Here is a 12,028-nt window from a genome sequence, read left to right as displayed (position 1 = left end):
CGTTATATAAAGATGAAAAATACGGAATATGCTATAGTCGATATCGAAACCACCGGTGGAAACGCCAGTGGCAGCCGCATTACAGAAATTGCCATCATCATTCATGACGGCAAAAATGTAATTGATCGTTATGAAACGCTTGTAAATCCAGAGAAAGATATACCACTTTCTATTTTTGGATTAACAGGCATTAATAACGAAATGGTCGCCAATGCCCCTATTTTCGATGACATTTCGGAGAAAGTTCTCGAAATGCTCACGGATCGTATTTTCGTTGCTCATAATGTCAACTTCGATTATTCTTTTGTGCGCCATCAACTGGAACAAGCCGGATTTAAATGGACCGCAAGAAAACTGTGCACCGTTCGCGCCGCAAGAAAAATTAAACCGGGACTGGCATCGTACAGCTTGGGAAAACTTTGTCATTCGCTAAATATACCTTTAGAAAATCAACACCGTGCTGGCGGAGATGCAGATGCTACCGCAATCTTATTTTCTCAATTGCTGGAATGCGACGATGAAGGCGAGATCGCAAAAATGATCAAGATGACTTCTCAAGATCAGCGTTTGCCTCCTAACCTTCCTCCTGAAGATTTTAATAATTTACCTGAAAAACCCGGTGTCTATTATTTTTATAATGAGGTGAAAAAAGTGATTTACGTCGGAAAAGCAATCAACTTGAAAAAACGTGTCGCTTCTCATTTTAGCGGTCATAAAATCAATCCGCAGAGACAGCATTTTTTAAGGGATATACATGGTATTTCCTTTGAAGTCTGCGCTACAGAATTAATGGCGTTGTTGCTAGAATGTACCGAAATAAAACAGCTTTGGCCAACCTATAATAGAGCATTAAAACGTTTTGAAGAAAGATTTGGCATTTATCAATATGAAGCAAGAAACGGATATAAATATTTGGCTGTTGGGAAACTAAGCAAATTTCAAACTTGTATTCATGAATTTAATAGTTTGTATAACGCAATAAATCTACTCGGAAATCTGGCCGAGCAGTTCGCAATTGATCAAAGATTTTGCAAATATTCAAGGCCGGAAGAAGGAGAATTTCTGCAAAATAATGAAGTCAAAACAATGCCAAATGTATTGCTTCATAACGAGAAAGTCGACAATGCTATTGATTTTCTATTAAACAACAGACCTTCTTTTGCCATAATAGACAAAGGAAGATCAAAAGACGAACGCAGTTGTATCTGGATCGAAAATGGGCATTTTTATGGAATGGGTTATATTCCGTCAGATGTTTCCATTCATGATCCGTTAGAAGTAAAAAATTATGTCACACAATACAAAAGCAACCAATATATGGTGCATTTAATTTTTGCTTTCGCAGAAAAATATCCCCGAAAGGTATTCTTTAACAGGCAGTTTCAGAATTAAGCTAAAATCTAGAAAAATTTAGTCATGACACTATTTAACGACACCGAATTATTTACCGCAGGTTTGGCAGGAAAAAAAGTATTTGACATTCCTGATTCCGAATTGATATTGATCGATAATTTCTTTACAAAAGAAGAATCTGATCGCTTTTATGAAAGGATACTTCGCAAAACCAAATGGAGAGAATATGAAATGGAAATTTATGATAAAACCTACACTGTTCCCCGAATGATTTCCTGGTATGAAGATAAAGATAATCCTGGAGCAGATCCAAAAGGGCCTGACTGGACTTATGATTTATTAACTATTCGAGGCCGTGTTGAAAAAGAAACACAACTTGATTTTAATAGTCTTCTTTTAAATTTATATAGAAATGGAAATGATGGCGTAGGCTGGCACAGTGATAAAGAACATAATACGGGACCAAACCCTATTATTGCTTCAGTGACTTTTGGCGAAACCAGAATGTTCAGGCTTCGGCATAAATACAGCAAGGAAATTCCGCAAGTTGAAATTCCGCTGCATCACGGTTCCTTTTTATTAATGGCTGGAACGACTAATAGTTTTTGGCAACATCAGGTTCCGAAAACAGCGCGGGATGTTTTGCCTAGGATCAATCTTACCTTTAGAAGAACCAATCGAAATATTTGATTTTTATAGAATTGAATGGTCTGAAAAAGTTTTTTTACCCGAAAAAACCGTAAGATATTCCTTCTTTAAAAAGTTAAAACCCACACTGTATGAACCTTTTATTAGGCAAACCCTATCTTTTTTACTACTTTTGCAACCTTTTTCAAAATACAATACCATAATGGCTTATTCAAACAATGATTTATCGCGTTTCTTAGATGCGCAAAACAAACTTTATCTTACTGCTCTTTCAGAAATCAGCAAAGGAAAAAAAGAAACACACTGGATGTGGTTTATTTTTCCACAAATAAAAGGTTTGGGCAAAAGCGATACAGCAAATCTTTATGCCATTACTGACTTACAAGAAGCTACAGATTATCTGGAACATCCAATTCTTGGAAAACACTTAATCGAAATTTCAGAACTTTTATTAAGTTTTAAAATGAAATCGGCTGATGGAATTTTTGGCGATTTAGATGCGCGAAAATTACGTTCGTCTATGACACTTTTTTCAATGGTTGAAAACACAAATCCTATCTTTCAGGAGATTCTGGAAGCTTTCTTTTCAGGAGAATCTGATCCGCTTACTTTGTCTATTATTAATTCAACAATAAAATCATCTGCTGAAGCTGTTGAGATATAAAACAGTTTCCAGATTATTTGCATCAAAGAGACACTGCTTCATTGTAGTGTCTTTTTTTTATGCTTAAATTCTAGTGAAGCGAACATTTATTTTTGACGGAATTAATTTAACTTGCATTTATAAAACTAACCTCAAATCAAGCCAATCATGACCGAAAAAATTAAAACCTTACAAATTATTCATCTTGCCATTTGTGCAGGAACCATTGTTGCTTATTACATTTTGGGTGATCTTTCTATCGAAAAATTGCGTATTCCTGTTATCGATTCTTCTTCTATTGTTTATGTTTTAATTCCTTTTTTAGCATTTGCACTCAGCAGTTTTTTATTCAAATCTCAATTAAAACAAATTGATCCAAAACTAAAACTTGAAGATAAATTTCCAATTTATCAAACTGCATCTATTATGCGTTGGGCTGTTCTGGAAGGTGCGGCATTTTTGATTTTAATATTAAAACCCGATTATATCTTATTTGGAATTCTGATATTAATCTACCTGATTTTTCTAAGACCAACCGCAGAAAGAATTGACAATGATTTATCTGAATAATATAATGTTGCATCTATCTTTCACGCAGATTTTACAGATTTAGCAAATAATTATTCTTTCATCTTACGATAAATAAAAAGCGCCTTGCAATAACAAGGCGCTTTTTTTATAATATCGATTTCAGATAACCTGAAACAATTTTTATTCTTCTTTTGGTTTTGTCAAATAATAAACCGGAATTCCTGTCAGCATAATTAATACACCCCAACCACAAGTTGAGAATTTTGTAATTAACAAAGAAATACAAATTGCAGAGGCAGTAATAATATACAACATTGGCAAAAACGGATATCCAAAAGCCTTGTATGGTCTTTCAGCCTCCGGCATTTTTTTACGCAAAATGAAAATTCCGTAGATTGTCAGGATATAGAAAATTAAAACGATTATAATTACAAAATCTAATAAATCACCATATTTCCCTGTCAAACATAAAGCCGAAGCCCAGAAACATTGTGCCCAAAGCGCCCAAGCCGGAACGCTCGATTTGTTTAATACTGCTGCTTTTTTGAAGAATAAACCATCTTTTGCCATCGTATAATATACTCTTGCTCCGGCCATAATAAGTCCGTTGTTACAGGCAAAAGTCGAAATCATAATCATGATTGCAATGATAAGAGTTCCAATATTTCCAAAAATATATTGCGCCGCGACAACCGCTACACGATCCGATTTTGCTGTTGCAATTTCATCAAAAGGTACTACGGCAAGATACATGAGATTGGTTAAAACATAAATAATCGTTACAATGAAAGTTCCAAGAAACAAACTGAAACCAACATTACGCTTAGGATTTTTAATTTCTCCTGCGATAAAAGTAACACCATTCCAGGCGTCGCTTGAAAAAAGAGATCCAACCATTGCAGCTGAAATTCCGGTAATTAATGCCGAACCTCCAATTGGCAACCAAGAACCGCTTTCTTTATCAAATGCGCGTGTGCTCCATCCATCAGCCCAGTTCGCATCCCAGATAGAAGCTTTTGCTCCAAGTGTTAATCCGAAAACGACTAATCCAAGTAAAGACAAAATTTTGATAATGGTTAAAACGGTTTGCAGGATTTTACTGTTTTTTACGCCACGGCTATTAATATAAGTCAGTACAACAATTGTAAAAATCGATACTAATTGCGCCGCATTCAATTTAAATGCTCCCAATTCGTATAAGATATTTTCGTCGCTCAATGGTTCATAAAGATAAGCTGCAAATTTAGAAAAGGCCACACCAACAGCGGCAATTGTTCCGGTCTGAATTACAGCAAAAAAACTCCAGCCATACAAAAAGGCAATCAGTTTATTGTAGGCTTCTTTAAGGTAAACATATTGTCCTCCTGCTTTAGGAAACATAGCGCTCAATTCACCATAACTTACAGCTGCAATAACTGTAATTAATCCTGAAATGAGCCAAATAAGGGTCAGCCAACCGGCAGATCCAACTTGTCTTGCGATATCCGCACTTACGATAAATATCCCGGATCCAATCATAGAACCAACTACAAGCATAGTTCCGTCTAATAATCCGAGTTCTCTTTTAAAATGTTCTTGGTCGTTTTCTTGCATTTTTTTTGGTTTTTGGGTGGGCTAAAGATATACTTTTTTTTAAAATTTCATCATTAGATTGTTATATTCTTGGAAATTTAAGAAATCCACTTTAATTTTATAAGACAAAGCTAATTGGGATGATTTCTGTCTTTAAATTAAAGTCAGTTTGAATGTGACGAATTATAATTCCTTTAAAAAAATAAGTAAAATATTTATGACCTGGGATCCTAAAAAATACAACGAATTTAAAGAAGACAGATACAAACCATTCGCAGACATTACAGACCACATCATTGATAAACCAAATCTCAATGTAATTGACTTAGGTTGTGGCACTGGTGAGCTTACCAAAAAATTGTCGGACATGCTTACAAATCCCAAAATAATAGGTATAGATTCTTCAGCAGAAATGCTGGCAAAAATACCAAGTCAGGAAAATATTGATTTTAAACAATTATCTATTACAGAGCAACTTGATCAAGAAATAAAATGGGACTTGGTTTTCTCCAATGCTGCATTGCAATGGATAGATGATCATCATAAGCTGTTTCCAAAAATAATATCCCGAATTAATCCGGGCGGGCAATTGGCTGTACAAATGCCACAGCAAACTGAAAATGTTTTAAACCTCCTATTAATAGATTTAGTTCAGGAAGAGCCTTTTGCAACTTATCTAAACAACTGGACACGCCCTTCGCCGGTTCTAACCTTAGATGAATATGCTAAAATCCTTTTTGAATGTGGCGGAAAAGATCTGGTTTTATATCAAAAAGTATATCCTCTTATTTCTACTCATGAAAATTCTTTTTTTGATTTCATTTCAGGTTCTGCTCTAACTGTTTATCAGGAACGTCTAGGCGATAATGAATTTCAGGAATTATCAACTGAATTTAAAAAAAGGATTATTAAACATTTTCCTGCCGTACCTTCTATTTATGCTTTTAAACGATTGATTATGTATGCTAGTTTTTAACTACTAAAATTAGTTTCCGATTGTAAAACTTAAGTCAATTATTGGCAAAAAAGATTTTGTTAAGCTAATTTGTATTTTTTTTATACATAAAAATCTCTCATTTTACGTCTTCCCGTAAACTTATACAGGTTCTAGTGTTTATATTTGAGTAACTAAAACTACCAACCAAAAACTATTTGTATGGAAACTAACAACACAGAATCTCATGATGTTGCCAATCATTATTACAATTATGCAGCTAATTTACTATTGAATGAGAATAAATCATCGTATGAAACGAAAACACTTCTTATTGAACAAGGATTGAGTAGCGAAATTTCAGGACTGATTATAGAAAACATTGAAATTCAGATTCAGGAAGCAAAATACGAACGAGCCAGAAAAGACATGCTCTATGGTGCATTATGGTTATGCGGAGGCACCATTCTAACTTTTGCCGATATTGGTTTTATCTTTTGGGGTGCTATTTTATTTGGTGGAATCCAATTTTTTAAAGGTTTAATAAATGTTTACTCTTAGACAAAGTTCTTTCTAACGAATGAACTAACACAAACTTTTTCTTTTCTGAATTAAACAAATTAAAATTATGGGACTATTTGATTCTTTCTTTGGAAAAACACCAAAAAGCAACGCTTCCGAATCTCTCAAAAACAAACATTATGAAGCTTCAGAAAAATTAATGGAAGAAGATTTGTTTTGGAAAATAATTCAAACAACAAAAGATAGCTCAAATGGCAATTTTGAACTCCAGCAGGAAGAATTAGCAAATGAACTTCGTAAATTAGCTCCTGAACAACTTATACTATTTGACAATAGTTTTAGAAATCTAAGAGGTCAAGCAAATACCTGGGAACTTTGGGGAGCTATTTATATCATTCATGGCGGATGCAGTGATGATAGCTTTACTGATTTTAGAGAATGGGTGATTGCTCAGGGCAAAAGCTTTTATAATAAAATTGTTTCTGATCCCGATTCTCTCGCTGAAATGAATGCCGATGAAATCGAAGAATTTGACTGGGAAGGTTTCGGCTATCTTCCAAGACTTGTATTTGAGGAACTGACAAACCAAAAAATGCCTCGAGCGTTTCAGGAAAAACTCGAAACCACAGGTAATAAATGGGAAGAAGACGGCGATGATTTAAAACATTTGCTGCCAAAGCTTTTTGCCAAATATTCTAATACAATTTAAATATCTTAAAATCTATTGATGAAAAAATTACTTCTCTTAACCACTTTGTTGTTTGCGTTTACAAAAGTTTCAGCTCAGGATATCACCGGAAAATGGTATGGTGTTTTGAAAGTACAGGGAATTCAGCTGAGTTTGGTTTTCAATATTTCCAAGACTAACAATGGTTTTAGTTCTACTATGGACAGTCCGGATCAAAAAGCTTTCGGGATTCCTGCCAGTTCAACAAGTTTTGAGAATTCTTTACTCAAAATTGCTGTTGCAAATGCAGGTCTGGAATACGAAGGTGTTTTAGAAAAAGACAATAATATTGTTGGCACTTTAAAGCAGGCCGGACAAACATTTCCGATTAATTTATCAAAAGAAAAAATTGAGTCCGAAAAACCTCAACGTCCGCAAGAGCCAGTTAAACCATATCCGTATTACTCCGAAGATATTTCTTTTGAGAATAAAAAAGCAGGAATTACGCTTGCCGGAACTTTAACTTTACCAAAAAAAGATGGCGTTTTCCCGGCCGTGATTTTAATTAGCGGAAGCGGACCTCAAAACAGAGATGAAGAAATTCTAAACCATAAACCTTTTTTAGTTTTATCTGATTATTTAACCAAAAACGGAATTGCCGTTCTTCGCTTTGATGACCGAGGAACAGCTTTATCTACTGGTGATTTCAAAAGTGCAATTACTCCGGATTTTGCTTCAGATGTTGAAGCTGGTTTAGCTTTTTTACTTTCTAGAAAAGAAATCAATCCTAAAAAAATTGGTTTAATAGGTCACAGCGAAGGTGGTTTAATCGCCCCAATGGTTGCAAGCAAATCAAAAGATATTGCTTTTATTGTTCTTCTAGCAGGACCAGGATTACAAGGTGATCAAATTTTATTACTCCAACAAAGGCTTATTGCTAAAGCAAATGGAAAGAGCGATAGTGAAATTCAAAATGGCGAAGAACAAAATAAAAAAGCCTTTGCAATAATCAATAAATATAAAAATCCCGAAGAGTTAAAAACTGAGATTACGAATTATATTACTGAAGTTTCTAAAAATGCACCTGACAAACCTCAGAATATGACAATGGAAGAATTTATTCAACTTCAAATTAATAATATCCTAAATCCATGGATGATTAATTTTTTACGTTATGACCCAAAACCAACATTGGAAAAGGTAAAATGCCCCGTTTTAGCACTTAATGGATCCAAAGATCTGCAAGTCCCACCAAAAGAAAATTTAGAGGCAATTCAAAAGTATGTTGGCGGTAACGGAAACAAAAATGTTACGGTAAAAGAAATTCCTAACCTGAATCATTTATTTCAGGAATGTACCACTGGAGCTCCGAGAGAATATTCGGAAATTACACAAACTATTTCTCCAATTGCATTGAATGAAATTTTGCAATGGATACAGTTTCAGGTTAAATAAAAAAGATAAATAGTGAATAAAGAGCTGCAAGAATAAATCTTGCAGTTTTTTTTTACAACTAACTGAAAAAGAGAACCAAAACTTTTTTTATTCTTACAAAATACCCAAAAAAAATATTACTCTTTACTTTTATCTTCAGCACAATCAAATACTTTTTTACCAACTTTTTTTCCTGAACAAAAATTAAACAAAAATCACAGTTTTTGAATTTCCTAACTTTATTAAATCGCAAAAAGATCTTACTAAAAATTATTATTGATTTTATCTTTTACAAAAAAATACAAAAATAAAATACTATAAATCAGATAGTTATACAAAAAACATTTTAAATAAAAGAAAATTAAAAGCCTTCACGTCAAACTAAAATCTTTTTTTATTAAATTTGGGATAAAGGGTAAAAATCATAAAATCTTTATCATACATTAACAATTGTTTAAACTTTTAACTTGACAAATCGTAAAACGTAGAAGTTTTTTTCAAGAATGACATAGACAATCGACAAATCCTTTAGCCCATAAATCGATCAAATTATTAACCTACAAAATAACAGTATGAATAAAATCCAATTTTTAAGAAATATTCGCTTCCCAAATGTGTTTGTTCTGCTGCTAATTGTGTTTATTTCTTGTGCTTTATTAATCTGTATCAATTTTTTCACGATTAAAACCCTTTCTGCCAATCGCGCATATGTTAATGGCGAATCACATTATTCAAAAGGGCAAAAAGATGCTTCCAGACATCTTATCACTTATCTTTATACTCAAGATCCACAGCAATGGAAATTGTATCTCGAAGAACTAAAGGTTCCGCAAGGCGACGGATTGGCCCGAATAACAATGATGAAAGCCGGAGACAATAAAATCGCACGTCACGCATTACTTGTTGGCCGTAACCATGAAGCAGATTTAGATGATCTGATTTGGCTTTTTGACAACTTTAAGCAAGTTTCATTCTTGGCAAAGGCAATTCATGAATGGGAACAAGGCGACAAACTTATAAATGAACTGTTTATAATAGGAACAAAAATTCATGCTAAAATCACTTATAAATCTTTAACACCTCAGGAACAGCGTCTTTTTTTAGAACAAATTGGCTTTATCAGCGAAAAACTCACAATTAATGAACGCAACTTCTCAAATACATTAGGAGAAGGAACACGAAAAATAAAAGACCTTTTAATTAAAACCAATATACTTTTCATCCTTATAATTGTTTGCAGTGTCTGTCTTTATTATTCTATAATGGTGAAACGTTTACTGATTTCAAAAAAAGAAACCGAAGTTAAAAACGAAAATCTTGTTTTAGTCAACCACGAACTCGATCGCTTTGTATACAGTGCTTCTCATGATTTAAGATCTCCTATTACTTCATTACAAGGCCTTATCGAAATCACTCAGATGGAAGACAATATTGTTCAGATTAAAGATTATTTAAAACTTATGCACCAAAGTCTTACCAAACAAGATCAGTTCATAAGTGACATAATTGATTATTCCAAAAACAAACGAAAACAAATCATTCTAGAACCCGTTAGTCTAAATGAATTATTTGACGAAGCCATTTCACAATTAATGCATATCGAAAATGCAACTAAAATTACTTTTACAAAAGAATTATTAGTCGATCATATAGAGAGTGATAGTTTACGCTTAAAAATTATTATTTCAAATTTGCTGTCAAATGCTATCAAATATGCCGACAACAACAAACAAGAAATGTACATTTCAATTAGAACTTACTTTGATGAAAATGCGCATAAAATCGAAGTAGCCGATAACGGAATCGGAATTAAAGAAGAATACAAAGAAAATATCTTTGAAATGTATTTTGGCACTAATAAAAATAAAGGTTCCGGATTAGGACTTTACATCGTTAAAGAAGCTGTTGAAAATATAAAAGGAAATATCTCTGTATGCTCGCAAAGCACAATAGGAAGCAAATTCACCGTAACAATACCAAGCTCTTATGTCGTTTAAACCTACATTTTTACTGATCGAAGACAATTTAATTGACCAGCTTGTAATTAAGCAATTATTAAAAAAGGTGCTTTCTATAGATGAAGCCATGGTAAATATTGCCAATAACGGACTGGAGGGCCTACAATGGCTTAATAAAAACAAAGAAACTTGCAAATCTTTAGTAATCATTCTGGATATTCAGATGCCGTACATGAATGGATTTGCTTTTTTAAATGCCTTTGACGAACTTGACAATATTCTAAAGGAAGATACTCAAATATATGTAGTTTCATCTACATTAGATCCTGATGAAATTCTTAAGATTGAGGATAATAAATATGTTACCAAGTTATTAAACAAGCCATTTCCAATAGAAGAGTTCAAAAAAATACTTTATGGCAATACTATAATTTCTTAATTTCTTGTTCTAAAATACGATTGACCTGAGAAAAGGCTCTTTCATAATAAGGCTCTTTCGTTGAAGAAATCATAACGCCTCCATGAGTAGAAGAATGAACGAATTTAATTTCGCCTTCGGTAACTTCTACAATCATTCCCACATGATTGATATGACGCCTGCCATTAGTCTTAAAAAATATCAAATCACCTTTTTGTGCTGCGTCTGAATCTACTTTTACCCCGATACGCGATTGTTCTATTGAACTTCTTGGCAATTTAATATCAAAATTTCCAAAAGTACAAAACATCAAACCAGAACAATCAAAACCAGATTTTGTAGTTCCTCCAGAGCGATAGCGTGTTCCAATATTACCCGTTGCATTTAAAATCAATTGATTAATCAATTCCGACTGATTACTGATACGAACTAAAGTTGAATCTGTTTTTACATTTGTATTATCAGCTACTTGGATATTTTCCTCATTTAACGGCTTAATTTCATTTGTATTCTGAGTCGAATTTAATGAGGTAGCAGCATCTGCCTTTTCTTTAGATGTCTTTATTTTTAAAACATAGCCCACTGGAAGCTTTCCTTTAATAAAAGGATTTTGTTTTTCTAACTGGGCAACTGTTATTCCATATTTCTTCGCAATTGCATATTTGGTTTCTTTTGGTTGTACTTCGACAATAACTTCAACATCTGTTGAAGGTACAATTTCAGGCTTTGAAGTTTCCTCTTTTTTGATTGTATTATCAGAAATCGAGATTTCATTTTTTAACGGAATTGTCAACTGTTGTCCGATTTTAAGATCGTCAGTTTCCAATGAAGGGTTTGCTTTTTTTAATTCTTCGACAGTAATATTGTGTTTTTTTGAAATTGCCCAAAGCGTTTCCTTTACCTGTACTTCATGGAATCCCGGATTTTGATCCTCAGCTTTTTCTGTAGATTTTACAGCTACAGCTTTATCATTGTTTGGAATTAATAGTATCGAATTTAATTTTAGAACTTTAGGAGCATTTGGATTTGCATTGATAATATCTTTTGGTTTAACACCATATCTTTTGGCAATTACAGTAATATTTTCTCCTTTCGAAATTTTATGTTTGGTATACTTTTCCTGAGAAAAAACACCAACACTGAAAAAAAATAATACTATTATTAACCTACAAACCATTCCTATATTTTTTATCTTTAATTATACATTCCCTATATTCTAACTCAAAAAAAGCAATTCTATTACCTAAAAGGCGAATTTAACTTTTTAAAGTAAAAAAAGTGCAATTTTTAACAACTAATTTGGTTCAAATTAACAAATTCGGCATAGAAGTTGAGCCAACTTTTTGAA

General features: G+C 33.1%; 12 protein-coding genes. 10 read left to right on the top strand and 2 right to left on the bottom strand.

The window, feature by feature from the left end; translation table 11 throughout:
- The first annotated feature begins 12 nt into the window (after positions 1 to 12).
- The 4 genes from BD847_RS18040 to BD847_RS18025 all read left to right on the top strand — a co-directional run bounded on the left by BD847_RS18040 (position 13) and on the right by BD847_RS18025 (position 3,214).
- Complete coding sequence (locus BD847_RS18040) at positions 13 to 1,392, top strand: exonuclease domain-containing protein (protein WP_115889647.1); 1,380 nt, start codon at positions 13 to 15, stop codon at positions 1,390 to 1,392.
- Between the two features lie 24 nt (positions 1,393 to 1,416).
- Complete coding sequence (locus BD847_RS18035) at positions 1,417 to 2,043, top strand: alpha-ketoglutarate-dependent dioxygenase AlkB family protein (RefSeq protein ID WP_115889646.1); 627 nt, start codon at positions 1,417 to 1,419, stop codon at positions 2,041 to 2,043.
- A 160-nt stretch (positions 2,044 to 2,203) separates the two neighbouring features.
- Entirely contained in the window at positions 2,204 to 2,665 is a 462-nt protein-coding gene (locus BD847_RS18030) for a DUF1810 domain-containing protein (RefSeq protein ID WP_115889645.1), read from the top strand.
- A gap of 147 nt (positions 2,666 to 2,812) precedes the next feature.
- On the top strand, positions 2,813 to 3,214 hold the full coding sequence (locus BD847_RS18025) for an MFS transporter (protein WP_115889644.1): 402 nt from the start codon (positions 2,813 to 2,815) through the stop codon (positions 3,212 to 3,214).
- Positions 3,215 to 3,355: 141 nt separating this feature from the next.
- Here the strand turns inward: BD847_RS18025 and BD847_RS18020 are convergent, their stop codons facing one another.
- Positions 3,356 to 4,768 (bottom strand): APC family permease, encoded by a 1,413-nt coding sequence (locus BD847_RS18020; protein ID WP_115889643.1) that lies wholly within the window; start codon positions 4,766 to 4,768, stop codon positions 3,356 to 3,358.
- 196 nt (positions 4,769 to 4,964) lie between these two features.
- Here BD847_RS18020 and BD847_RS18015 point away from each other — a divergent pair, with 196 nt between their 5' ends.
- The 6 genes from BD847_RS18015 (at position 4,965) to BD847_RS17990 (ending at position 10,701) form a co-directional block, all read left to right on the top strand.
- On the top strand, positions 4,965 to 5,723 hold the full coding sequence (locus BD847_RS18015; RefSeq protein WP_115889642.1) for a methyltransferase domain-containing protein: 759 nt from the start codon (positions 4,965 to 4,967) through the stop codon (positions 5,721 to 5,723).
- Between the two features lie 180 nt (positions 5,724 to 5,903).
- Positions 5,904 to 6,242, top strand: coding sequence for a hypothetical protein (locus BD847_RS18010; RefSeq protein ID WP_115889641.1), 339 nt, complete (start codon positions 5,904 to 5,906; stop codon positions 6,240 to 6,242).
- Between the two features lie 67 nt (positions 6,243 to 6,309).
- Positions 6,310 to 6,912 carry a DUF4240 domain-containing protein gene (locus tag BD847_RS18005; RefSeq protein ID WP_115889640.1) on the top strand — a complete coding sequence of 201 codons (603 nt, stop codon included), beginning with the start codon at positions 6,310 to 6,312 and terminating at the stop codon, positions 6,910 to 6,912.
- Between the two features lie 18 nt (positions 6,913 to 6,930).
- A complete protein-coding gene (locus tag BD847_RS18000) occupies positions 6,931 to 8,325 on the top strand; it encodes an alpha/beta hydrolase family protein (RefSeq protein WP_115889639.1) in 1,395 nt (464 codons plus the stop codon).
- A 551-nt stretch (positions 8,326 to 8,876) separates the two neighbouring features.
- Positions 8,877 to 10,301 (top strand): sensor histidine kinase, encoded by a 1,425-nt coding sequence (locus BD847_RS17995; RefSeq protein WP_115889638.1) that lies wholly within the window; start codon positions 8,877 to 8,879, stop codon positions 10,299 to 10,301.
- On the top strand, positions 10,291 to 10,701 hold the full coding sequence (locus BD847_RS17990; protein WP_115889637.1) for a response regulator: 411 nt from the start codon (positions 10,291 to 10,293) through the stop codon (positions 10,699 to 10,701). The genes BD847_RS17995 and BD847_RS17990 overlap by 11 nt, the downstream gene beginning before the upstream one ends.
- Here the strand turns inward: BD847_RS17990 and BD847_RS17985 are convergent.
- A complete protein-coding gene (locus tag BD847_RS17985) occupies positions 10,688 to 11,857 on the bottom strand; it encodes a C40 family peptidase (protein ID WP_115889636.1) in 1,170 nt (389 codons plus the stop codon). The two genes, BD847_RS17990 and BD847_RS17985, sit on opposite strands and share 14 nt — an antisense overlap.
- Positions 11,858 to 12,028 lie beyond the last annotated feature (171 nt).

The sequence above is a fragment of the Flavobacterium cutihirudinis genome (assembly GCF_003385895.1).
GTDB classification, from domain to species: Bacteria; Bacteroidota; Bacteroidia; order Flavobacteriales; family Flavobacteriaceae; genus Flavobacterium; species Flavobacterium cutihirudinis.
Note: the sequence above shows the minus strand (reverse complement) of the source record. Positions and strands in the feature narration are given on the sequence as shown.

Coding starts and splice junctions, on each gene's coding strand:
- BD847_RS18000 (WP_115889639.1), top strand. CDS start 6,931: ATGAAAAAATTACTTCTCTTAACCACTTTGTTGTTTGCGTTTACAAAA.
- BD847_RS18005 (WP_115889640.1), top strand. CDS start 6,310: ATGGGACTATTTGATTCTTTCTTTGGAAAAACACCAAAAAGCAACGCT.
- BD847_RS17990 (WP_115889637.1), top strand. CDS start 10,291: ATGTCGTTTAAACCTACATTTTTACTGATCGAAGACAATTTAATTGAC.
- BD847_RS18030 (WP_115889645.1), top strand. CDS start 2,204: ATGGCTTATTCAAACAATGATTTATCGCGTTTCTTAGATGCGCAAAAC.
- BD847_RS17985 (WP_115889636.1), bottom strand. CDS start 11,857: ATGGTTTGTAGGTTAATAATAGTATTATTTTTTTTCAGTGTTGGTGTT.
- BD847_RS18010 (WP_115889641.1), top strand. CDS start 5,904: ATGGAAACTAACAACACAGAATCTCATGATGTTGCCAATCATTATTAC.
- BD847_RS18035 (WP_115889646.1), top strand. CDS start 1,417: ATGACACTATTTAACGACACCGAATTATTTACCGCAGGTTTGGCAGGA.
- BD847_RS18015 (WP_115889642.1), top strand. CDS start 4,965: ATGACCTGGGATCCTAAAAAATACAACGAATTTAAAGAAGACAGATAC.
- BD847_RS18025 (WP_115889644.1), top strand. CDS start 2,813: ATGACCGAAAAAATTAAAACCTTACAAATTATTCATCTTGCCATTTGT.
- BD847_RS18040 (WP_115889647.1), top strand. CDS start 13: ATGAAAAATACGGAATATGCTATAGTCGATATCGAAACCACCGGTGGA.
- BD847_RS17995 (WP_115889638.1), top strand. CDS start 8,877: ATGAATAAAATCCAATTTTTAAGAAATATTCGCTTCCCAAATGTGTTT.
- BD847_RS18020 (WP_115889643.1), bottom strand. CDS start 4,768: ATGCAAGAAAACGACCAAGAACATTTTAAAAGAGAACTCGGATTATTA.